Below are 21,123 nucleotides of genomic sequence, written 5' to 3'. Positions count from 1 at the left end.
CAGGTGGGGGCGGTGGAAAGAGGCTTGAGGCGACGCACCGTGGCGTCTAGTGGGCCTCGATGGAGAGCTTGATGTAGACGGCACTGAGGATGGTGAAGATGTAGGCCTGCAGGACCGCAACGAAAATCTCGAACAGGGTCATCACGATCATGGCCGCGCCGGTCAGGAGGCTGATCGTCGAGGATGCCTGAAGGTGCACGAGCAGGCTGGTGGTGCCGAAGAAGGTCATGCCGAGCAGCATGTGCCCCGAGACCATGTTGCACAGCAGACGCAGCGTGAGCGTCACCGGCCGCACAATGAAGTTCGAGAGGAACTCGATGGGGGTGATGAGCAGGTACATCACCTTGGGCAGGCCTGGCGGGAAGAGCTGGGAGGCGAGGAAGTGCCCGACCCCCTGCTCCCTGATGCCGGCGCCGATGAAGGTGACGTAGGTCAGGGCGGCGAACACCATGGGGACGGCCACCACCGAGGAAGCGGCGATGTTGAGGCCGGGGATGACGCCGGCGAGGTTCATGGCGAGCACGCCCAGGAAGAGGGTTCCCAGCAGCGGGGCGAAGCGGCGGCCGTTCTTGTTGCCCAGAAGCGCGAAGGCCACATTGCTGCGCACGAAGTCGGCGATGATCTCCAGCAGGGCCTGGCCGCGCCCGGGGACGATCTTGATCCGGCCGGCGACCGCTCCCGCCGTCAGGCACAGGGCAACCGCCATGACAACGCGGACGAGGGTGAGCCGGTTGAACTCCAGGAGAGTCCCCTCACCGAAGATCGCGCCGGGGAAGAAGTCCTCAGCACCGGGCTTCTGAAGTTCGTGGCCCTCCGCGACGGTGAAGGCGGGCACCGCGGTCTTCGCGATCACCGCAACCAGGACGATCAGGAGCACCCAGTACCACAGCGGCTTGACGAATGGCTTGGCGTCAGCCGTCCGCGGCACGGCGACGTCGTCGGCTGCCGTGCCGTTCTCGGTGACGGTGTTGGTGGACAGGAGATCCTCCCGATGTCTCTCACGCTTCAAGGCCTGCCCGACAGGCCTGCTGATCACGGGCCATGCTAGCGCCTCAGCAGGGTCTCACGAAGCAAACCAGACGCCCCATCGTGACCCACTACAGTCACAACGCCTTGCGCCCACCCCTGCCCGCCGGTCAGGGACGGTCCGCCGAATCATCCTTGTTCGGCTCCACCACAAGGATTCGAGCCTGTGACAAGACGGTCGCCTCGGCGAACATGCCCACCAGGATCACAGCGATGACTGAGACCCCAATCACTCTGATGTCGAGTCCCAGGGACCGTCCACCGACGAGGGCCGTGGCCAGGACCGCCACCTTCGCAAGGTATCCACCGGCTATCCAGGCCGCGAGGCCCCTCATGCCGGAGCGGACCATACGGTGCAGGAACCACCAGGTCGCTGCCAGCAGCACCATCGTCGAGCCCGCTGCGCACATCAGCGTTCCCAACGGACGGACCACGGCGCCGTGAGAACCGCCGATGAGGCACCACAGGGCCTCGCCGACCACCAGGACCACGGCGGCCACGATGAGAATCCGACGCAGCCGGGCTGCGGCCTCACGCAGTGCGCGGGCGTTCGTGGGGGTCGTCTCACTCACCGGCGTGTCCTTTCAGAGGGTCCGGGCGACGCCGACAGGGCGATCCCCTGCGGCGCCTGCCCCTCGGCCGGGCGCGTCACCTCACCGGTTCCCGAGACGTTGCGGGAGATGACGATCCGCTGCTCCTGACGGTCCTGGCGACGGCGCAGCGCCGAGCGCAGTCCGTGGCGCACCCCGGGCATCAGGTCGACGGTGACGACGAAGGCGAACAGCACCGCGATGGCCAGCCCCGCCAGCACCCAGGGCAGGGGGAAGAAGGCCATGGCGGCCACGGGGAAGGAGGCGACCGCCGCCCACAGGTACATGACCAGCACCGCGCGGCGGTGGGAGTGCCCGGCGGCCAGGAGCCGATGGTGCATGTGCATGCGGTCGGGGTGAGTGGGACTCAGTCCCTTCCTGGCCCGGCGCACGATCGCCATGATCATGTCGGTCAGGGGCAGCAGGAGCACCGCCAGCGGCAGGAGGATCGGCATGAAGGCGGGCAGGGCGCGCGAGCCGTCGAAGCTGCCCGGGTCGATCTGCCCGGTGACGATGATGGTGGAGGCCGCCGAGACCAGCCCCAGCTGCATCGCCCCGGAGTCGCCCATGAAGATGGTGGCCGGGTTGAAGTTGTGGGGCAGGAAGCCCACGCACACGCCGATGAGCGCGGCCACGATGGTGGCGGCCAGGGAGCTGTAGGAGCCAGGGCTCGTGGCGCGGGTGAGGACGTAGGTGTACAGGAAGAAGGCGGTCGAGCCGATCCCGATGATGCCGGCCGCCAGCCCATCGAGCCCGTCGACGAAGTTGACGGCGTTGATGGCGGCCACCACGACGATGACGGTGGAGACGAGGGACAGGCGTGAGGAGCCGATCGTCAGCCCCGCCACGGGGAAGGTGAGGAGCTGGACGCCCTGCCAGGCCATAACGCCGGCGGCCAGGATCTGGCCGGCGAGCTTGGTCATCCAGTCCAGCTCCCACAGGTCGTCAACGACGCCGAGCAGGCACACCAGTCCCGCCCCCAGGACCACCGCCCAGGCGCTGGAGTCGATGACGTCGGAGAGATAGGGGATGGTGGAGGCCACGGAGATCGCGGAGAACAGGCCGAAGAACATGGCTACGCCACCCAGGCGGGGGATGGGCGTGGAGTGGACGTCGCGGGCCCGCACGGGGGTGAGCGCGTTACCCACCAGGGCGACGTGCCGGATGATCGGTACGGCCACGTAGGTGGTCGCGGCGGCAATGGCCATGACCAGGAGGTAGACCTTCACGCACCCGCCTCCGTCCCGTCGTGCGCCGCCTCTGCCGTCCGTTCAGACAGGGCGACGCCGACCACTCGTTCCAGGTCACCGCGTGCCAGCACCCCCTGGCGCAGGATCCGGGGGGCACGGGCGTGCGCCCCGGCGAGGGTGACGATGGTGGAGGGAACCGGGCCGGGGGTGGCTCCGCCGTCGAGCAGCAGGATGTCCTCGCGCCCGACCGCGCCGACATCTCCAGTACCCGGCGTGAGCTCCTCGATGTCCCGGACCCGTCCGGGGAAGGCGGCCCGGGCGGAGGCGGCGTCGGTGGCGGGCGGTGCGCCGGTGGGGTTGGCGGAGGTGACGGCCAGCGGGCCGCTGCGTCGCAGGAGGTTCAGGGCGAGCCCGTGGGCGGGCATGCGCACGGCGAGGGTGCCGCCGGTCTCCCCCAGGTCCCAGGTCAGGGTCTCATCGGCGTCGAGGACGAGGGTCAGTGCGCCCGGCCAGAAGGCCTCCATGAGGGTGTGGGCGGCCTCGGGCACCTGGGCGACGATCCCCGTCAGGTCGGCGGGGTCGGCCACGAGGACCGGTGGCGGCATCTGGCGTCCGCGCCCCTTGGCTGCCAGCAGCCGCTCAACCGCCCCGGCGTCGGCGGCGTTGCACCCGATGCCGTAGACGGTGTCCGTGGGCAGAATGACGAGCCCGCCTGCGCGCAGGTGCTCGCAGGCCGGTTGAAGAGGGTCGGGGTGGGGATGAGCGGTGCTCGCGGAGGGTTGCGGGGGTTGGCTCACGTGCCGCATCCTGCCACGGATCGGGCCGGCGACGGGACAGTGCGGCGGTGTGGACCCGGACGCGATGCCGGACCGTCACCTGACGGGGTCTCTCCTCAATCGCGTACTCCCCTGCTCGTTCCCGGGACGAGTCCGGGACGACGTCGATCCCTACACGATGCGGCGGGCCACGGCCCAGCGGGTGAGCTCGTTGCGGTTGGACAGCTGGAGCTTGCGCAGGACCGCGGAGACGTGGGTCTCGACGGTCTTGACCGAGATGAACAGCTCGGAGGCGCACTCCTTGTAGGTGTAGCCGCGGGCGATGAGTCGCATGACCTCCCGCTCGCGCGTCGAGAGGCGGTCGAGCTCGGTGTCGGCCACGGCCACCTCGCCGGCCCCGGCACCGAAGGCGTCCAGGACGAAGCCGGCCAGGCGCGGGGAGAAGGCGGCGTCCCCGGCGGCCACGCGCCGCACGGCCTGGGCCAGGTCCTCGGTGGAGATCGCCTTGGTGACGTAGCCGCGGGCGCCGGCCCGGATGACGCCGACGACGTCGTCGCTGGCGTCCGAGACGCTCAGCGCCAGGAAGCGCGTCTCGTGGACGTCATGGCAGGAGGCGACGACCTCGGCCCCTCCCCCGCCGTTGCCGCCGGGCAGGTGGACGTCGAGCAGGACGACATCGGGCCGCAGGGCGTGGACGGCGGCGATGGCGCCCTCGACGTCATCGGCCTCGGCGATGACATCGAGGTCTGGAGCATGGGTGGTCAGCTCGGAGCGCACCCCGGAGCGGACCAGGGCGTGGTCGTCGACGACCAGGACCCGCAGGGGCGCGCTCGCCTCTCCGGACGGCTGGTTGTCTGTGGTGGTGGCGGGCGTGTCAGCCATGGGGTCTTCCTGGAGGTGACGTGGGGGTGATGAAGGAACACGGGCCGAGTGGCTCCGAGTGGCTCCGAGTGGGATCGAGTGGGATCGAGTGGGACGGACTCAACGATAGACGGGCTCAGTGGGCTCGCACGGGGAGAGTCAGCGCCACCTCGGTGCCGGTGGACATGCGGCGCACCCGGGCGCTGCCGCCGTGGCGCTCCATGCGGGCGATGATGGACTCGCGCACGCCGTGGCGGTCCTCGGCGATGGAGTCGAGGTCGAAGCCGGGGCCGTGATCGCGCACGAACACCTCCAGGCCCTTCTCGCCGGCCTCGACGTAGAGGGAGACCGGTGGGGAGCCGTGGCGCACCGCGTTGGACAGGGCCTCGCGGGCGGCGGCGACGATGACCTCGGTGTCACGGTCGGGGGCCCTGTCGCCGACGCACACGGCGTCGACGGCCACGCCGTAGCGGTCCTCGATCTCACCGGCCAGGTCGGTGAAGGCGTCGGCCACGGAGGTGCCCGGCGCGGGGCGGTCGGTGTAGAGCCAGGCGCGCAGCTCGCGCTCCTGGGAGCGGGCCAGGCGGGCCACCGTCTCGGGCTCGTCGGCGCGCTTGCGGATGAGGGTGAGGGTCTGGAGGACGGAGTCGTGCAGGTGGGCGGCGATGTCGGCGCGCTCGGCCTCGCGGATCTCGGCGGCGCGGGTGTCGGCCAGGGCCCGGTTGGTCCGCAGCCACAGGGGCGCCAGGACCACGCCGATGCCCGCCACGAGCGCCCCTCCGGTGATGAGCCCGGAGATGAGCTTGTAGGGGGTGCTGTCCGCGGCCACCCACACCAGGATGCCGACGACGGCCAGGCACACCCCGCCCGCGACTCGCAGGACAGCACCCAGGTTGCGGTCCGGGCCGACGAGGGTGTCCATCTGCGACCAGGCCACGGCCGCCCCGGCGATGACGACGACGATGATTCCCACCGCCCCGATCCGGTCCAGCAGCCCGAAGCGCCAGGAGGCCAGGAACAGGGCCGCCAGGAGGAGTGCACCGCCGTCGATGACCGTCTGCGACAGACCCAGGCCGGCTCCGCCGTCGGCCCTGCGGTCTGCGGCGCCTCTCCCGCCCCTGAGGCGGGCCGCCAGGCGGGCACGGGAGACCGCCGAGGCGGAATCCTCGCCCGCCGGGCCGTTCTCGCCGGGGAGGGTCGCCCACAGCAGGGCGTAGAGCAGGGCTCCCGCACCGCCGCCGAGGGCGAGGACGACCATGGCGGCACGGACGTATCGCACGGGGATGCCCAGATGAAGCCCCAGTCCTGCGCAGACGCCGGCGATGCGGGCGGGCCGGCGCATGGAGGCGGTCTCCGCAGACAGGTCGGCCGGAGCCGGCCCCAGGTGGTGGGGCATACGGCGCAGAGGGGGACGTCGCCGCAGCTGGCGCGGGGGGCACCAGGAGTATGACGGCCCACCAGCGGTCGGCCCGGGCTGCGCACCCCACTGCTGAGCTGTCGTCATGGCACCATCGTGGCACGTCAGGGTCGCCGATCCGATTGTCCCCCGGGGGATTCGGGGGACAATCCGGGATCATTCAGGGGTTCCCCTGATCGTGCCGCGGGGCGCAGGCGCGAAGAATCGTTGACATGAACGACATGCCTGCTTCCCCGTCTGACGGTGACTCTCCCACCGGCTCCGATTCCTCCACTTCCTCCAACCCTGCCGGCTCCCACGGCGCCGACGGCGCCGACGGCGCCAAGCGCGATTCCCAGCAGGGCCCGCAGTACGGGCCGCAGCCGGGCCCCACCCCCTCCTTCCAGCAGTACGGCGGTCCCCAACCCGGGCCTCAAGGTGGATCCACCCACCGCTTCTTCGACTCCCTGCGCGGCTCCGGCCTCATGCGCACCAACGAGCGCTGGATCGCGGGCGTGGCCGGTGGCGTGGCGTACCGCTTCGGCCTGGACCCCACCCTGGTGCGTTGCGTGTGGGTGGTGCTCTCGCTCTTCGCCGGTGTCGGGCTGGTCCTCTACGGGCTGGCCTGGGCCCTCCTGCCCGAGGAGTCCGATGGACGCATCCACCTGGAGGAGGCCCTCTCCGGCCGTTTCAACGCGGGCCTGGCGGGCGCCATCGGTACGACGATCATCGGGATGTCGACATTCGGCAGCGGCTTCATCCCCAACTGGTACGTCCACCAGGCGGGTACCGCGGGAATCGCCGCCGCCCTGTGGCCCCTGTTCTGGCTGGGGCTGATCGTCCTGGCCATTGTCTTCCTCATCCGCCGAGCCCAGAACCGGCGCGCGAACCGGATGGCCGCTCGAGGTCCTCAGGGACCCCGGCCCTGGCCGGCCTCCGCACCCGGCACCGCGCAGGCGCCGGGCAACCGCCCCGGCGGCCAGGCCGGTCCGGCGGGTCAGGCCGGGAACTTCGCCTCAGCGGCGGGCCCGGCATCGGCCTGGCACTCCTCGGCGCCCGGCTCCGGCGGCCCGGCCTTCAGCCAGCCGGCCGGCGGCCCGAGCTGGCAGAGCCGCTCCTACCGGCAGTACCCGCCGTACCAGCCGGCACCCATGGCGGTCCGCCCAGCGCGCCCGCGCCGCCCCGGCCCCGGTTCCTCGCTGTCGCTGGCGGTCCTGGGCCTGGGACTCCTGACCGCGGCGGGCATCTGGTACGCCACGGCGACCCATCGCGTCGGCCTGCTTCAGGGCCAGTTCATCCTCATCGGCACCCTGGTCGCCCTCCTGGGAGCGGGCATCGTCGCCAGTGGCCTGCGTCGTCGGCACGGCGGCTGGATGACGGTGCTGGGCTGGCCGGTCCTGTTCGTCGTCGCCATCCCCGCTCTGGCCACAGCGTCTATCGTCCCCACGAGCCTGGCCCGTATGCCCTTCGGGACCCTCAAGGACTCGACCACCGCCGCCTCGACCACGGTGACCTGGAAGGAGCTGACGGCGTCGGCCAGCGGCGGCAGCGTCACCCGCAGCAAGAGCATCGGTGACCTCACCCTGGACCTGCGGGGTATGCCCGCCGAGGAGGCCGGCAAGCTCTCCACCATCACCACCCACCTCGACGTCGGGACCCTGCGTATCAAGACCGACGGCAACCAGCGGGTGACGGTCAAGGCCGACGTCGACATGGGGGCGGTCGACTCACAGGTCGACCGGGCCTGGACCGTCAACGGCCGGCAGATGGATCAGGACGACGAGGGCCCGCGTCGCCACGACGTGACCGGCAAGAGCATCACCACCTACGCCAGCTCCAGCGGCGGTCTGAACACCAAGCGCACCCTGGCCTCCCCCAGCAGCGATGACGGGCGGCCGGAGATCACGATCAACGCCTCGGTGGACACCGGGACGATCAACATCGAGGAGCGCAGCAACACCGTCTCCTGGTACGGCAACGTCGAGGAGCCCGTGTGGATCGTCAGCTCCTGGTACGACGAGAAGGGCGATGCCCACGGCGACGATCTGCCGGTTCCGGGCATGAACCACCAGGCCATCACAGCCGAGGAGGCCGAGGCCTGCATCCGCACGGCCCACGAGAGCGTGGACGAGGGCAGCCGCAGCGAGGATGTCAGATGGAGCGACCTGTCCGACCTGACCTCCGCGGAGCGCACCTCCTACGACTCCTGCGTGCAGAAGACCTTGTCCGGGCAGGGCGCCGCACAGCCCGGTGCAAGCCCGACTCCCTCCGGACCGGCCACTCCGACGCCGTCCCCGGCGCCCACCAATCAGTCCGCCACGGCCACCCCGACAGCCGGCTGATCGCGCCCGCGTCTACGCGCCGGCCTCAGCCACCAGAACTCTTCCCCGGGCACGTCCCGGCCCCACCCAAGGAGACCCCCATGAGCAGCACCTCATCCACGACGTCGCCCGACGATGCCGGCAGCAACAGCACCGAGGCGACCGGCGAGGACGCCACCAGGCCCTTCCCGGCCACCGGCGACACCCAACCGTTGACCCCACCGCTGACCCAGCCCATGGCTCAGCCCGAGACTCAGCCGGTGACCATGCCGCTGCCCACGTCCGACGAGGCGGGTGCGGACAAGGCGTCCGCGGACTCGGCGCCCGCGTCGTCGACGTCGAGCCCGGTGTGGAGCGCCGGGACGGTCACTGAGCAGGACCGCCCGCAGGCGCCCCAGGACATCAAGGGCTCCACGCTCCTGTGGGGGGCCTTCCTGCTCCTGGTGGGCGGGCTGCTCATCGCGGCGGGCCTGGGGCTGCGCTTCGATTTCACGACGACGGCCATCGCCTGCCTGGCGGGCCTGGGGGGCCTGCTCGTCGTCGCCGCCCTCATTCCCAAGAAGCGCCGCAGCAGCAAAGCCTGATCCGCCCGATTCACCCCGTAACCGCCCCATCGAGCCGCGAGGACGCACGTGAGAGCTCGCCGACTGCGCCTCCAAGGTGCGGCCGCGAACCCCAACGTGCGTCCTCGCGAGCCTTGATCGCACTGGAAAACCCACCGGGATCAGACAACGGCAAGAGTGGATATCAGCCCTGGTAGACGATCTTGGCCTTGACGTCGTCGACGGCCTCCTCGCCCAGGTAGTGGCGCACGATCTCCAGGCCGAAGTCGATGGCGGTGCCCATGCCGCGTGAGGTGATGACGGGGCCGTCTGTGACGACGGCGGCCTGGCTGACCTGCGCGCCGCGCTCGGCGAGCACGCCCACGAAGCCGGGGTTCGACGTCGCCTGGCGACCCTCGAGCAGGCCCAGCTCGGCCAGGATCGAGGGGGCGGCGCAGATCGCGGCCACCGGCCGGCCGGCGCGTACCCGCTCGGTGACCGCGGCCATGAGCGGCTCGACGGCCTTGAGGTTGGGGGTGCCGGGGATGCCACCGGGCAGGACGAGCATGTCGTAGTCGTCCAGGTTCGCCTCGGCCAGGGTGAGGTCGCAGGTGACGACGATGTTGTGGGAGGAGACGACGGCCCGCTCAGGGGTCACCGAGATCATCGTCGTGGGGATGCCGGCGCGGAAGAGGATGTCCACGGTCGCCAGCGCTTCGACCTCCTCCAGCCCGGGCGCGATGAAGACGGCGACGGTCTTGTCAGTCCTCTGGTCGGTGGGCGCGTGGAAAGCGGGCATGTCTCCTCCAGGAAGGTCGGCTCAGGTCAGTGCGGCTGACGCCATCACCCTACGCGCCCGTGACGCCAGGCGTGAAGGACACCGCTCCTCCCCGACCCTTCGGGCGATCCTCAGCGCTGGCGCAGGAGGTGCTGCTCGGCGCTGTCCAGGATCGGCCGGGCGGTCTGCGGCGCGTAGACGCTCAGGCCGCCGTCGGACACGGGCAGCTCCACGCTGCCGTCGTCGGCGACGGTGACCGGCTCGTGACCGCCCAGGACGCAGATCCACTGCTCACCGGCGTGCCGCGCCCCGACGTGGAGGCACTTGGTGGCGGCCCTGCGGTCGGACAGGACGACGGCGAGCCCGGAGCCGGGGTGGGCCTCGTCGCCCTCACGCGCGAAGCCGACGACGTCGGGGTCGTCGAGGGCGTCGTGCTGAGGGCCGTGGGCCAGGGCGCGCCGCATGGTCATGAGCAGCGGCAGCTCGGTGACGGCCGGCAGGTCGCCGGTCTCGGGGGTGCCGAACAGGTCGCCCCAGAAGACGCAGGGGGTTCCGGCCTCGCGCAGCAGGATGAGGGCGTAGGCCGAGGGCTTGAACCAGGACTCGATGGTGGAGGCCAGCGACTGGCCCGGCTGGGTGTCGTGGTTCTCCACAAAGGTGACGGCGCGCGCCGGGTCAGCGGCCACGAGGGTGCCCTCGAAGAGGCGGGTCAGGTCGACGTCGCCGTTGGAGGTGGAGGCGGCGTGCAGGTGGAAGTGGAGGGGGACGTCGAACAGGCTCATGAAGGGCACGGCCTCCAGGTAGCCCTCCAGCTCAGCGACGTCGCGGGTCCAGTACTCGCCCACGGCTGGCAGGGCGCGCCCGGTGGCGCGTCGCAGCTCGGGCAGCCAGCGGGCGAAGAAGTCGGCGCCGACGTGCTTGAGAGCGTCCAGGCGCAGGCCGTCGACGCCGGTGGTCTCCACGTACCAGCGCCCCCAGCGATCCATCTCGGCGCTGACGGCGGGGTCGGTGACGTGGACGTCGGAGCCCATGAGGTAGTCGTAGTTACCGAGCTCATCGTTGACGTTCTCGTTCCACTGCTTGCCCTCGAAGAGCCACACGCCCTGCTGGTGGCGGGCCTCGTCCCAGTCGGTGCCGTGGAAACAGGTCCAGTCCCAGGTGAAGTCCGAGTAGGCGCCGGCGCGCCCCGGGAAGGTGTAGCGGGTCCAGGCGGTGATCTCCTCGGTCTCGCCGATGGGGCGCGTGCGGTCGTGGGGGCCCACCGGGGTGGCGCGCACGACCTCGGTGCCGTCTCCGCCCATGCGGTGGTTGAGGACGATGTCCGCCACGACGCTAATGCCGGCCGTGTGCAGGGCCTCGATGGCGGCGAGGTAGTCCTCCTTGGTGCCGTACTTGGTGGGGACGGTGCCCTTCTGGTCGAACTCGCCCAGGTCGTAGGTGTCGTAGACGCCGTAGCCGACGTCCTCCACTCCGGCCTGCCCCTTGTAGGCAGGCGGCAGCCACACCGAGCTCACCCCGCAGTCGGCCAGGAGGGCGGCGTTGTCCGCCAGGAGGCGCCAGTGGGTGGAGTCGGCGGGCAGGTCCCAGGCGAAGGCCTGGAGCAGGAGGGGGTTGACGACGTCGTCCGGGTTGGCGGGGCTGGGCTGGGCGTGGTTCTCGGTCACGGCTCCGATGCTGCCAGCCCTCCCCCGCGAGCGGGGACATTCCACGCCGCCGGGTGCGTGTCCCTCCAGACGGGGTCATTCGACGCCGTCGGGGACCGGATTCCTGTCCCCCTACGCGCGACATGTCCCCGGCCGAAAAAAGTGCACCCCCACGCGCAGCATGTCCCCACAGGCAGAAGAAGGAGAGACGATGTGGACAGTGCGGAACGGCGGCCCCATAATGGTGGAGAGCCACCCGGGTGCTAGCCGGGCGACTCCCCTGGCAAGGGAACGGCCTAGCCGATCCACTTGCTGAGGGCATCCACAAGGACACCGACGGCCCGGATCAGGCGAGCGACAGCGTTGAGTACTTCGCTCACCTTCCGGGCCGTTACCTTGCCCTTGCGGACTTCTGTGCGTCGTCCTGTCGGCTTGGACACGGCCCTCACCTCCTCCCGACTCCTTCCTCCCCGGCAAGGACATGAGTGTTCCGGGAGAAGATGCCATGGGAGGCATCACCCATCATGCCAACGGGCGCCGGCAGCCCTTCTCGGACTCCACAACACGGGGATTCCGTGGAAAGACAGTCGCCCTTGTGGACACCTGCGTCGTCGGTACTCGTCCCACGCCTCTTGGTCTCCAACACGCAGGGTGGGGTCTGGTGGTGGATGATGCACCGCTCGCGGGAAGGGTGTTTTGTGTCTGGGACTGGGGTTGGTCAGGATGGTCCCGCAGGTGCGCGGTGGGATCCGGTCGATCCTGAGAACGCATCCACCTGATACCAGCCTGATACCACGTGCTACTGTGGACGTATGGCGATGACATTGCGCTTGAGCAAAGAGGATGAGCGGCTGCTCGCGCTCCTTGCGGAGGAGGACGGGGTCAGCCGCCAGGAGGCGACGATCCGGGCGATCCACGAGGTGGCCGCGCGCCGCGGACATGAGCAGCGAGTCGCGGACGCCTCCGCCCGTATCCGCAACCGGTACGCCGAGGTCCTGGAACGCCTCGGCCGCTGATCGGGCAGAGATGGTCGAGTATCTGACGCTCGAGGACGCGCTGTCTCTCATTGAGGACCTGGCTGTGGGACCAGTCCGGGATCTCGGCCTGCTCGACTCGGCGCTGCACCGACCTGCGACCATGCTCTGGGGGCACGACGCTTATGCCACGATCGACGAGAAGGCGGCAGCTCTGCTCGATTCCCTGGTCCGCAATCATCCACTGGTGGATGGCAACAAGCGCCTGGGGTGGTTGGCCACGCTGGTCTTCCTGGACATCAACGGCCACTGGGTCGAGGCCCCCGACGACGACGCCTACCGGCTGGTGATGGATGTCGCCGCTGGGAGGCTCTCACTCAAGGAGATCACTGAGGCATTGTCTCAATGGCACGGCCGCAGTTCGATATAGCGCAGTCTGGTGAGGCAAGGCGTCGATCCTTCGGCTTGGAGACGCACGGCGACAGCCGGGGGCATTTCTTCGCGGCCGGGGACATTCCACGCGGCCGGAGGCGTGTCCTTCCGGCCGGGGGCATTCGACGCCGTCGGGGACCGGCTTCCTGTCCCCCTACGCGCAGCCTGTCCCTGGCCGGAAGAGAATGCACCCCCACGCGCAGGATGTCCCCGTCGAGATCGGCCGCCCCGAGCAGTGCCAGGCCAGCACCGGACCAGTGCCAGGCCAGGTCCCTACCCAGCGCCCCGCCCAGCACTCAGGCCGGCGCTCGCAGCACCACGATCCACTCGGCGAGCCTGTCCACCAGCGGCAGCCGCGTCAGGGGCGCGAGCAGGGGGTGATAGCGCGCGATGGTGCGGGTGAAGGGAACGTCGTGGAGCAGCGTGTAACCGGGGGCCACCGTCCGGTGGAACTCCGCGGCACTGGAGCAGCCGTAGGTGTAGCGCGCCCCCGCGTCCTCCACCGAGCGTTCCCGGCCGTACTTCTGGAACAGGCGGGGCATGACCTCGATGAGGATGGTCGCCCCGGGCAGGCGCGCGGCGATGATGTCCAGGAGCGTGCACACCTCCTCCTGCTCGAGGTACATGCTCAGCCCCTCGATGATGACGAGCACGTCACGGCTCATGTCCCCCAGATGGTCGGGCCAGTCGGGGTCGAGGGCGGAGGCGGCAATGGTGCGGTGACGCTCGCCGTCCTCGAGCAACCGGCGTCGCAGCGCGATGACGTCGGGGAGGTCGAGGTCGTACCAGGTGACGCGCCCGTCGTCGAGGCGCTGGAAGCGGGTGTCGAGCCCGCAGGCGATGTTGACCACCGTGCAGCCGGGGTGGGTGGCGAGGTACCCGGCCACGAGCGGGTCGAGCGTGAGGGTGCGCAGCACGACGCCGTCGGCCATGAGCCGGTCCTGGCTGGCCATGGTGAAGTCGTAGTCGAGCCGGGAGACGAGCTCGACGGCGGCGGGGTCCGTAAAGCGCGGCCGCTCGGAGAGCGTGTGCTCCGCCCGGGCGTGGAGGGTCAGCAGCATCGTCTTGCTGACACTGCTCAGGTCCGCCGCCTCGTATGCGCTCATGCGGCCAATTCTGCGATGTCGGTCGCTCGGGAGCCACCGTTGTCAGAAAACGGGCTGCGCCGCCCGTTGCCGCTGTCCGCTGCGGAGCTCAGTCCTCCTCGAGGACCCCGTTCCAGGCCAGGAAGCCGATGGTGCGGCGCATGGCCTCCTCCCAGTTGGCGTCGCCGAAGCCGTGGGCGGCGCCGTGGATGGTGACGAGCTCGGCGTCAGGCGTGGCGCTCACGGCGGCCCGGGAGACCTCGATGGGCACGGCGCGGTCCTGGTCCCCGTGGACGATGAGAACGGGGCGGCGGTAGGTGGCCAGCTCGGCCCCGACCTCCAGGTTCCAGCCGTCGACGGCGTAGGCGCGCCCCAGGCGGGTGCCCGCCCAGTCGAACTCCTCGGGCACGGCCGCCAGCGTGCGGAAGGCGGCGCGCAGGCTCTCCCCCAGCCGCAGGGCCGGGTACCACAGGGCCAAAGCCGTGATCCGTTGCGAGTGGCGGGCGGCCGCGAGCGCCGCGACCGCTCCGCCCAGGCTCAGCCCGAACAGGGCGACCCGGGAGGCGTCGACCTCCGGCCAGGCGCAGGCGGCGGTGAGGACGGCTTCGAGGTCGGCCAGCTCAGTGAGGGCCGACATCGCGGTGGTCTCGCCCTGGCTGGCGCTGCCGCCGCCTCCGCGGAAGTCGAAGCAGACGGCCACGGCCCCGGCCGCGGCGAAGCGCCTGGCCATGGGGGCGACGCGGGTGTGGGAGCCCTCCATGCCGTGGCAGCAGATGACCAGGGGTCCGGGTGCCGACGACGCCGCGTGCGGGACGTAGGCCAGTCCCCCGACCCTCTGCCCCTGGACGGTGAGGGTGACCTGCCGTGAGAGGTAGGGCTGCGTCGTCGTCACGTGTTCTCCTTGCTGTGCGGGGCCGGCAACGAGAACCGGCCCGGCGGCCATCGTAGACGGGCCGCCGGGCCTCACTGCCGAATCGGGTTCCCTGACCTCACGAGTCGAGATGGCCCAGCAGCGTGGGGATGAACTCCCGGTAGTACTGGAAGACCCCGCCGTGTCCCGCCCCGGGGTAGATGACCAGGGTGCTGCCGGGGATTCTCCGGTGCATGTCCTGAGACAACGGGGTCGGGACCATACGATCGTGATCCCCATTGGCGATCAGCGTGGGGGCCGCGATCCTGGACAGGTCCTGTGGCCACTGGCGCCCCCAGGCCTTGATGGCGGCGATCTGAGTGCGAAAGGCTTTCAAGCTGATCGGGGAATCACGATCCATGACTCGTTCGTGAATCCGGGCGAGGTAGTCGCGCGCCGCGGCCTTGCCATCGCACGTGCGCGGGAAGAAGAGGAACTCTTTAGCGTCGGTGCGGGCGAGCACTCCGCGCAGTATGTCGAGGTAGACGTAGGCGGCTCCGGTTGGCCGGTCGATCCCCTTACCTCCTGCGGGACCGGTTCCGGCCAGGACGAGCCGTCGGACCAGGTTCGGGGCGTCGAGGGCGACCTGCTGGGCCACGAACCCTCCCAGGGAGAAGCCCATGAGGTCGATCCGGGTCAGACCGAGTTCGGAGATGAAGGCCCGTGCAGCACCGGCCATCCCTTTAATGGTTCGTGGGACGCTCCCGGTGGAGGAGCCGATGCCTGGCAGGTCGACCGCAATGACGCGGCGGCCCTCGGCGAGCGCATCGACGACGCGGGGGTCCCACTCGTCGAGAGTGGCTCCGAGATGGGCGAGAAGGACAATGGGTGTGCCGCCGTCGATCCCGAGGTCCCGGTACGCGAAGGACTCTCCCCTCACCCGCAGGTGCCGAGTGGGAGCGGAGGTCCACCGGGTGACGGGCCCTGCGAGCATGGTGGTGGTGTCTGCCTCAGGCATGAGTGGTGACCTCCTGCTCGTTGGTAGTGATGAGGACCTTGCCGCGGGTTCCGCCGGCCAGCAGCTGGTCGAGCGCGGCGAGGGTCTGCTCGAAGGGCAGGATCCGGTCGACGACGGGCTGGATGACGCCGTCGTCCACGAGTCCGGCAATGGTGCGCAGGGCCTCTCCGTCGGGTTCGATGAACAGGAACCGGTAGCGCACGCCGAGCTTGCGGGCCTGGCGGCGCACCTTGAGGCTGAGGGCGGACAGCGCGACCTTGACCAGCGGCCCGGCGCCGGCCTGATCGGCCAGTGACGGGTCGGGGGCACCGGCGATACCCACCACGATCCCGCCGGGACGCAGGACCTGGAAGGACCGTGAGGTGATCTCGCCGCCCTGGGTGTCGACGACGATGTCCACCGGGGTCTCTGCCAGGCGTTGGACGAAGTCCTCACTGCGGTAGTCGATGATGATGTCCGCTCCGAGCTGCCGGACGGTGTCGGCACTGGAGGCCGAGGCCGTGGTGGCGACGGTGGCGCCCAGGTGCTTGGCGAGCTGGATGACGGCCGACCCCACTCCGCCTGCGCCGCCGTGAACCAGGACCGTCTGGCCCGGCTGGAGGCGGCCGATCGTCACCAGCGACTGCCACGCGGTCAGGGCGACGACCGGCAGGGAGGCCGCCTGAGCCATTGAGATGCTGCGGGGCGCGGGAGCGAGGGCATCGGCGTCGACCACGACGAACTCGGCCCAGGTTCCCATGGCCACCACGCCGGTGTAGCCGTAGACCTGATCGCCAACGGCGAGCTCTGTGACCTGAGAGCCGACGGCGACCACCTCTCCGCTCAGCTCCCCTCCCATCACCTTGGGCAGGTCGAGCCGGAAGACGGCCTTGAACTCACCGGTGCGGGTGCGCTCATCGGCGTGGTTGACGCCGGAGGCGATCATCCGCACCAGGACCTGGCGTGGTCCAGGCTCGGCAACGGGTATGTCGACGGCTCTCAGGGGGCGACCGTACTTCTCCAGGACGAAGGCCTTCACGTGGTGTCCTTCCTGTGCCGCAGCACCAGACATCTAGTTACATTGTGTTACCACTTGAGATGGACGATATGCTATCCAGTAACAGAATGCAACTACCACGAAGAAGGGCGCACGATGATCCCCCGGCCTCGCTCCGCCTGCCCTATCAACCGCAGCCTCGAGATGCTCGGCGACAGGTGGAGTCTGCTAATTCTGCGAGACATCGTCCTGCATGACCGACGCTCCTTCCGCGAGCTGCTCACCGGCAGCGAGGAGGGCATCAGCGCCCCGGTGCTGTCCCGCCGACTGACCGACCTGGTTGAGGCGGGCTTCCTCACCAAGAGCGAGGTCGCCCGGGGCAAGCAGGGGAGGTACTCGTTGACCGAGCAAGGCTTGGCGACGGTGCCACTGCTGATCGAGCTCGGCCGACTCGGCGCACGCATCGACCCGTCAACCTCTCGCAACGCCCCCAAGCTCAGCGCAGATCCCGACGACCTCGCCAAGCGCATCGCCGCCCTACGCGAGACTCATCTCGCTGATTAACACTCACCCCACAACAACCGCGGAGGATGCCGGCCCACATGGACCTTCTTCTCAGCGGTAGGCCTCTGCGGAGGCACTCTCGTCGTAGCGGGCCACGAGGACCAGGCCGGACAGGGCGTAGGGGCCGCCGATGTAGGGCATGACCTGAACCAGGGCGGCGGCCACCTCCTGGGGGGAGGAGCCGGCCCGGATCGCCCCGGCCACGTGCGGGCGCAGCTGGGTGGTGGCGCCGATGGCGGCGATGGCCACGAGGCTGATGAGCTCGCGCTGGGCGACGTCGAGCCCGCCGCGGGTGGCGAAGTCGCCGAAGGCGGAGGAGGTCAGCAGGTGGGGCACGAACTCATCGAAGGGCTCGGGCAGGGCGGAGAAGACCTCCTTGACCTCGTTGCCGTACAGCGGTGCCTGGATGGCGGCGCCGGCCTGCTCTCGGGCACGGGGGTCAGTGGCGTCGACGGCGCCGGCGTTCTCCAGGGGCAGGGAGATGTCGTTGGCCTCGAAGACCCCGTTGGCGATGTCGATGGCGTTGAGGGTCTTGGGGAAGCCGATGTAGGGGGGCGCACTGGTAGATGGTCTCGCGCAGCTGGAGCGGGCTGGTGCCGATGTTGAGGGCGGCGCCCACGTGAGCCCTCAGCTGCGGGAGGGTCTGCATGGAGGTCAGGGCGGTGATGGTGAGCAGCTCGCGCTCGACGTCGGTGAGGACTCCGGTGGAGAAGGCCTCGTCGAAGATCCCGTTCTGGAGGATGTCGAACAGCTCGGGGTCCGTGGGGTGGGGTTGGGGCTCCACCCCGAACAGCCTGGTGAAGGTCTCACGTGCTTGAGGTGTCAGCGCCATGGAGGGACTCCTTGTGCAGTGCGGGCGGCTCAGCCGAGCATGTCACGTTCGCTGCCCCAGCGACAGGCCACAGCAGTCCTCCCAGAACACGGGATCTCAGCCACGCCGGACGAGCACAGAGACCCAATCCTGCCGAGCATCGAAGATCCGATCCACCCGAATGAAGTGCTCTTCAATGCTGTAAACAGCCAGCAGACGACCAGCCACAACATAGCGACTGTCAGTTGGCGTGCCAACAACAACATCCAACCTACTCCCGGCCAACGGGTAGCTACGAGCCCCTTCGACCGCCTCAAGCAGGGCATCCACCTGCTGAAACGCTAAGTCCGGGTCACCGGAGATCTCAACCGTGAAATCCCAGGCCTCATCAAGATCAATGAGAGCATCAGTGGAGTAGACGATCTCAGCACTCATGGGCGGAATCCCGCCGTGCGACGAAGTGCGCACGCACGTCTGCAGCACTAACCCACCCTTGCTCCTCACCAGAAATCCGGCCCGCCTCGACCTCTCGGAGGAGACGACGACCCGCCTTAATGCGGTCATAGTCCTTCATATCGAGAAGGACGTACCTCCCATGACCATTCTTGGTGAGGAAAACAGGCGAGTCCTCCGCAACATCCTTGAGAACGTCGGTGTAGCTCCTCAGATCTGATACTGGCTTGATCGTCGGCATAACATCCTCCTGCTGCTAAATCCTTCGATTAATTCTACAGCACGAGCATCAGGATGTCGAGATCGTGGCTATCCTCCGAGCCGCGTGGATGACGCGGGCGGCCTGCTTCTCGAGCTCGGCGCGCGTCAGGCCGACAGCGCCGTCGACCGGCTCGGCATCGCAGTCTGACTCGCCACCTCCGCCTTCGCTCCCCCGCTCCAGGGCTGCCAGGAGGTCCTCCCGGTCCGTCTCGCCTCCGGGCATGAAGAGCTCGTTGCCGGCCTTGATGGTGGCGGCTGCGGTGGCACGCGGGTGCTTCATGTCGCTGCGGGTCATGCCGTCGACGACCCAGTCGGTCATGACCAGGCCGTCGAAGGCCCACTCCTGGCGCAGGATCACCTCGAGCAGCTGGGCCGACTCGGATGTGTGGACGCCGTTGATGAGGTTGTAGGAGGTCATGACGGCGGCGGGCCGGGCCTGGCGTACGCAGATCTCGAAGGCGCGCAGGTAGAGGTCGCGCAGGGCTCGGGGGCTGACCCGGCTGTTGGAGTTGAGGCGGTTGGTCTCCTGGTTGTTGCAGGCCAGATGCTTGATGGTCACGCCCCGCCCCGGGCGGGCCTGGACGCCGCGGGTGATGCCGGCGGCGATGCGTCCGGCCAGCAGCGGGTCCTCGGAGAGGTACTCGAAGTTGCGTCCGCACAAGACGCTGCGGTGCAGGTTGAAGGCGGGGGCGAGCCAGAGGTGGATGCCGAAGCGCTCCATCTCGGCTCCGACGACGTCGCCGAGACTCTCGGCGAGTGCCGGGTTCCAGGACTGGGCGAGCGCGGTGCCGATGGGGATGGCGGTGGTGTACTGCTCGCGGATCTCGGCGGGTTCGCGGGGTTCGGGCTCGTCGGCGATGCCGAGGGCCTCGCGTCCGGCATCGTCCATGAGCTCGAGGAAGGTGGCGGGCAGGCTGGAGTCTCTCAGGGAGAAGGGGCCCTCGGCGTCGACGCCGTAGGTGGGGGCCAGGCGCAGGCCAGCGGGGCCGTCAGCCATGATGATGCTGGGCAGTCCGGGGATCCGGGTGGTGGTCTGGCCCGCCGCACCGATGACGGTGGTAGAGGACGCCCCGACGATGGAGCCGGACTCCTCGCCGCTGCGGTAGTCCCCCAGAACGGTATGGATGAGCTCGTCGTCGGAGAGCCCCCGGGCCTGGGTGAGGGCCTGGCTGAAGTCCTCCGGCGCGGCCTGCTCAGTGGGCTTGGCGACGTCCGACCGGCGCAGGTGGGCCGGGTCGACGTCGAGCACCGGCAGGCCAGTCGGGATGTCGAGGACCGCCGGGACCTCGGGCTTCCAGTCCGTGAAGCCGGGTTGCCCCAGGTCTCCGGCCAGGCATCGCACGGTTGCGTCCTGGGCGAGCTCGACGACGGCGACGGGGCTCAGGTGCCGGCTGGAGGTTCCCACCCGCAGCAGGTAGTGGCCGGCCTCCAGGATCGTGGCACGGGTGGCCTCGTCATAAGAGGCCAGGTCGGTCAGGTCGACGTCGACGGTGATCCGTGCCGTGGCGCCGGGGGCAATCTCACCGGTCTTGGTGAAGCCGGCCAGCGCCTGGAGGGGCTGGTCGAGGTGTCCGGCCGGCACACTGGCGTAGACCTGGACGGTCTCCTTGCCCGGGTAATCGCCGGTGTTGGTGACGTCGACATCGATGCTCACGCGGGCGCCGTCAAGGCTCACCTGGCGGGTTTCGACGTCGAAGGTCGTGTAGCCCAGGCCGAATCCGAAGGGGACGAGCGGTTCCTTGCCGACTGAGTCATAGAGGCGGTAGCCGACGTAGATGCCCTCGCGGTAGTGGGTGTCGTCCGGGTCGCCGAAGTCGCCGATCTGGTCGTCCTCGTCCCAGGCGGCCCAGGTGGTGGTGAGCTTTCCGGAGGGGTAGGCCCGCCCCAGAAGAACGTCGGTGAAGGCGTCGCCGACGGTCGCGCCGAGCTGGGAGAGCAGGAGGATGTTGGCAACGTCGCCCAGCGGGCTGAGGTCGACGACGCCGCCCACGTTGAGCACGAGGAGGAACCGCTCGAAGCGCCCATTGAGGGCGAGGATGTCACGGATCTCGGTGTCGGTGAGCCTGAGGTCTCCGGCCTCGGGGCTGCGGTCACTGCCTTCCCCAGAGGTTCGGGCCAGGACGTAGACGGCTGTACGCGGGTCGGTGTCGGCCTGGATATCGAGGGGGATCGTGTACTCCGGCTCGGGCATGACCGAGCCCATGCCGACCATGATGGCGGGGACGCCGCGCTTGGCGGCCTCGGCCCTGATATCGGCGATGAAGTCCTGGTGGGCCTGAGCTCGGACACGGTCGTAGGCCTCCAGCCAGGGCCGGGTGACGATGGTGAAGCCGGCCGCCTCCAGGCCCTCCTCGATGGTGGTGACGTGGCGGGAGTTGACGTCTCCGCTGCCGGTGCCGCCCTTGATGGTGTGCCGCGCACCGGAGCCGAACAGGGCGATCTCGCCCGGCTCAGTCAGGGGGAAGGCGTCGTCGGAGCGCAGCAGCACCATGCACTCGGGGGCGAGAGCGCGGACGGCGGCGAGGTGGTCGGTCTCATGGGTGTCCATACGCAGCTACTCCAGGACGTGTCGTGAC

Annotated in this window: 22 protein-coding genes; 5 read left to right on the top strand and 17 right to left on the bottom strand. The window is 69.6% G+C overall.

All coding sequences use genetic code 11. The features are described 5' to 3' along the window. Window positions 1-46 precede the first annotated feature (46 nt). The 6 genes from atpB to FBF36_RS03845 form a co-directional block, all read right to left on the bottom strand. Window positions 47-1,036, bottom strand: a complete 990-nt coding sequence (atpB, locus tag FBF36_RS03870; protein ID WP_009395853.1) for a F0F1 ATP synthase subunit A — start codon at window positions 1,034-1,036, stop codon at window positions 47-49. A gap of 100 nt (window positions 1,037-1,136) precedes the next feature. Further along, window positions 1,137-1,598: a hypothetical protein gene (locus FBF36_RS03865; protein WP_009395852.1), complete on the bottom strand. Its 462-nt coding sequence runs from the start codon at window positions 1,596-1,598 to the stop codon at window positions 1,137-1,139. Beyond that, complete coding sequence (locus FBF36_RS03860; RefSeq protein WP_009395851.1) at window positions 1,595-2,845, bottom strand: MraY family glycosyltransferase; 1,251 nt, start codon at window positions 2,843-2,845, stop codon at window positions 1,595-1,597. The genes FBF36_RS03865 and FBF36_RS03860 overlap by 4 nt, the downstream gene beginning before the upstream one ends. After that, window positions 2,842-3,612, bottom strand: a complete 771-nt coding sequence (locus tag FBF36_RS03855; RefSeq protein ID WP_009395850.1) for an L-threonylcarbamoyladenylate synthase — start codon at window positions 3,610-3,612, stop codon at window positions 2,842-2,844. The genes FBF36_RS03860 and FBF36_RS03855 overlap by 4 nt, the downstream gene beginning before the upstream one ends. A 141-nt stretch (window positions 3,613-3,753) precedes the next feature. Next, on the bottom strand, window positions 3,754-4,464 hold the full coding sequence (locus FBF36_RS03850) for a response regulator (protein ID WP_075376961.1): 711 nt from the start codon (window positions 4,462-4,464) through the stop codon (window positions 3,754-3,756). A 115-nt stretch (window positions 4,465-4,579) separates the two neighbouring features. Further along, window positions 4,580-5,947, bottom strand: a complete 1,368-nt coding sequence (locus FBF36_RS03845; protein ID WP_034492049.1) for an ATP-binding protein — start codon at window positions 5,945-5,947, stop codon at window positions 4,580-4,582. A 125-nt stretch (window positions 5,948-6,072) separates the two neighbouring features. On the opposite strand from FBF36_RS03845, the gene FBF36_RS03840 reads away from it, so the two are divergent. Then, window positions 6,073-8,181 carry a PspC domain-containing protein gene (locus FBF36_RS03840; RefSeq protein WP_138137186.1) on the top strand — a complete coding sequence of 703 codons (2,109 nt, stop codon included), beginning with the start codon at window positions 6,073-6,075 and terminating at the stop codon, window positions 8,179-8,181. Between the two features lie 80 nt (window positions 8,182-8,261). Further along, window positions 8,262-8,744 (top strand): hypothetical protein, encoded by a 483-nt coding sequence (locus tag FBF36_RS03835; protein ID WP_009394694.1) that lies wholly within the window; start codon window positions 8,262-8,264, stop codon window positions 8,742-8,744. Window positions 8,745-8,907: 163 nt separating this feature from the next. On the opposite strand, the gene FBF36_RS03830 is transcribed toward FBF36_RS03835, so the two are convergent. Both FBF36_RS03830 and FBF36_RS03825 read right to left on the bottom strand, forming a co-directional pair. Then, window positions 8,908-9,501 (bottom strand): DJ-1 family glyoxalase III, encoded by a 594-nt coding sequence (locus tag FBF36_RS03830; protein ID WP_009394696.1) that lies wholly within the window; start codon window positions 9,499-9,501, stop codon window positions 8,908-8,910. Between the two features lie 110 nt (window positions 9,502-9,611). Then, a complete protein-coding gene (locus FBF36_RS03825; protein WP_138137184.1) occupies window positions 9,612-11,144 on the bottom strand; it encodes an alpha-amylase in 1,533 nt (510 codons plus the stop codon). 791 nt (window positions 11,145-11,935) lie between these two features. On the opposite strand from FBF36_RS03825, the gene FBF36_RS03820 reads away from it, so the two are divergent. Together FBF36_RS03820 and FBF36_RS03815 are read left to right on the top strand one after the other, a co-directional pair. Beyond that, window positions 11,936-12,139, top strand: coding sequence for a hypothetical protein (locus FBF36_RS03820; RefSeq protein WP_009394702.1), 204 nt, complete (start codon window positions 11,936-11,938; stop codon window positions 12,137-12,139). Between the two features lie 10 nt (window positions 12,140-12,149). Further along, window positions 12,150-12,527, top strand: a complete 378-nt coding sequence (locus FBF36_RS03815) for a type II toxin-antitoxin system death-on-curing family toxin (protein WP_009394703.1) — start codon at window positions 12,150-12,152, stop codon at window positions 12,525-12,527. A 298-nt stretch (window positions 12,528-12,825) separates the two neighbouring features. Here the strand turns inward: FBF36_RS03815 and FBF36_RS03810 are convergent, their stop codons facing one another. The 4 genes from FBF36_RS03810 to FBF36_RS03795 all read right to left on the bottom strand — a co-directional run bounded on the left by FBF36_RS03810 (window position 12,826) and on the right by FBF36_RS03795 (window position 16,500). Beyond that, window positions 12,826-13,635 (bottom strand): class I SAM-dependent methyltransferase, encoded by an 810-nt coding sequence (locus FBF36_RS03810; protein WP_009394704.1) that lies wholly within the window; start codon window positions 13,633-13,635, stop codon window positions 12,826-12,828. An 88-nt stretch (window positions 13,636-13,723) separates the two neighbouring features. Beyond that, window positions 13,724-14,506, bottom strand: coding sequence for an alpha/beta hydrolase family protein (locus tag FBF36_RS03805; protein ID WP_034491559.1), 783 nt, complete (start codon window positions 14,504-14,506; stop codon window positions 13,724-13,726). A 97-nt stretch (window positions 14,507-14,603) separates the two neighbouring features. Continuing rightward, window positions 14,604-15,482 carry an alpha/beta fold hydrolase gene (locus FBF36_RS03800; RefSeq protein ID WP_009394707.1) on the bottom strand — a complete coding sequence of 293 codons (879 nt, stop codon included), beginning with the start codon at window positions 15,480-15,482 and terminating at the stop codon, window positions 14,604-14,606. Beyond that, complete coding sequence (locus FBF36_RS03795; RefSeq protein WP_034491562.1) at window positions 15,475-16,500, bottom strand: NADP-dependent oxidoreductase; 1,026 nt, start codon at window positions 16,498-16,500, stop codon at window positions 15,475-15,477. Before FBF36_RS03795 ends, FBF36_RS03800 begins: the two co-directional genes overlap by 8 nt. 114 nt (window positions 16,501-16,614) lie before the next feature. Here FBF36_RS03795 and FBF36_RS03790 point away from each other — a divergent pair, with 114 nt between their 5' ends. Next, window positions 16,615-17,022 (top strand): winged helix-turn-helix transcriptional regulator, encoded by a 408-nt coding sequence (locus FBF36_RS03790; protein ID WP_009394711.1) that lies wholly within the window; start codon window positions 16,615-16,617, stop codon window positions 17,020-17,022. Between the two features lie 51 nt (window positions 17,023-17,073). On the opposite strand, the gene FBF36_RS13420 is transcribed toward FBF36_RS03790, so the two are convergent. The 5 genes from FBF36_RS13420 to FBF36_RS03770 form a co-directional block, all read right to left on the bottom strand. Next, the gene (locus FBF36_RS13420; protein WP_009394715.1) at window positions 17,074-17,358 is read right to left on the bottom strand and encodes a carboxymuconolactone decarboxylase family protein; all 285 of its coding nucleotides are present in this window, start codon (window positions 17,356-17,358) and stop codon (window positions 17,074-17,076) included. Window positions 17,359-17,461: 103 nt separating this feature from the next. Beyond that, entirely contained in the window at window positions 17,462-17,854 is a 393-nt protein-coding gene (locus tag FBF36_RS13415; protein ID WP_009394716.1) for a carboxymuconolactone decarboxylase family protein, read from the bottom strand. A gap of 96 nt (window positions 17,855-17,950) precedes the next feature. Further along, on the bottom strand, window positions 17,951-18,268 hold the full coding sequence (locus FBF36_RS03780; protein WP_034491565.1) for a type II toxin-antitoxin system RelE/ParE family toxin: 318 nt from the start codon (window positions 18,266-18,268) through the stop codon (window positions 17,951-17,953). Next, complete coding sequence (locus FBF36_RS03775) at window positions 18,258-18,527, bottom strand: type II toxin-antitoxin system prevent-host-death family antitoxin (protein ID WP_034491568.1); 270 nt, start codon at window positions 18,525-18,527, stop codon at window positions 18,258-18,260. The genes FBF36_RS03780 and FBF36_RS03775 overlap by 11 nt, the downstream gene beginning before the upstream one ends. A 48-nt stretch (window positions 18,528-18,575) precedes the next feature. Beyond that, window positions 18,576-21,095: a glycoside hydrolase family 3 protein gene (locus FBF36_RS03770; protein WP_009394718.1), complete on the bottom strand. Its 2,520-nt coding sequence runs from the start codon at window positions 21,093-21,095 to the stop codon at window positions 18,576-18,578. Window positions 21,096-21,123 lie beyond the last annotated feature (28 nt).

The sequence above is a fragment of the Actinomyces sp. oral taxon 171 str. F0337 genome (assembly GCF_005696555.1).
GTDB classification, from domain to species: domain Bacteria; phylum Actinomycetota; class Actinomycetes; order Actinomycetales; family Actinomycetaceae; genus Actinomyces; species Actinomyces oris_E.
Note: the sequence above shows the minus strand (reverse complement) of the source record. Positions and strands in the feature narration are given on the sequence as shown.

Coding starts and splice junctions, on each gene's coding strand:
- FBF36_RS13415 (WP_009394716.1), bottom strand. CDS start 17,854: ATGGCGCTGACACCTCAAGCACGTGAGACCTTCACCAGGCTGTTCGGG.
- FBF36_RS03775 (WP_034491568.1), bottom strand. CDS start 18,527: ATGCCGACGATCAAGCCAGTATCAGATCTGAGGAGCTACACCGACGTT.
- FBF36_RS03810 (WP_009394704.1), bottom strand. CDS start 13,635: ATGAGCGCATACGAGGCGGCGGACCTGAGCAGTGTCAGCAAGACGATG.
- FBF36_RS03770 (WP_009394718.1), bottom strand. CDS start 21,095: ATGGACACCCATGAGACCGACCACCTCGCCGCCGTCCGCGCTCTCGCC.
- FBF36_RS03815 (WP_009394703.1), top strand. CDS start 12,150: ATGGTCGAGTATCTGACGCTCGAGGACGCGCTGTCTCTCATTGAGGAC.
- FBF36_RS03835 (WP_009394694.1), top strand. CDS start 8,262: ATGAGCAGCACCTCATCCACGACGTCGCCCGACGATGCCGGCAGCAAC.
- FBF36_RS03845 (WP_034492049.1), bottom strand. CDS start 5,947: ATGACGACAGCTCAGCAGTGGGGTGCGCAGCCCGGGCCGACCGCTGGT.
- FBF36_RS03780 (WP_034491565.1), bottom strand. CDS start 18,268: ATGAGTGCTGAGATCGTCTACTCCACTGATGCTCTCATTGATCTTGAT.
- FBF36_RS03820 (WP_009394702.1), top strand. CDS start 11,936: ATGGCGATGACATTGCGCTTGAGCAAAGAGGATGAGCGGCTGCTCGCG.
- FBF36_RS03800 (WP_009394707.1), bottom strand. CDS start 15,482: ATGCCTGAGGCAGACACCACCACCATGCTCGCAGGGCCCGTCACCCGG.
- FBF36_RS03840 (WP_138137186.1), top strand. CDS start 6,073: ATGAACGACATGCCTGCTTCCCCGTCTGACGGTGACTCTCCCACCGGC.
- FBF36_RS03855 (WP_009395850.1), bottom strand. CDS start 3,612: ATGCGGCACGTGAGCCAACCCCCGCAACCCTCCGCGAGCACCGCTCAT.
- FBF36_RS03790 (WP_009394711.1), top strand. CDS start 16,615: ATGATCCCCCGGCCTCGCTCCGCCTGCCCTATCAACCGCAGCCTCGAG.
- FBF36_RS03830 (WP_009394696.1), bottom strand. CDS start 9,501: ATGCCCGCTTTCCACGCGCCCACCGACCAGAGGACTGACAAGACCGTC.
- FBF36_RS03850 (WP_075376961.1), bottom strand. CDS start 4,464: ATGGCTGACACGCCCGCCACCACCACAGACAACCAGCCGTCCGGAGAG.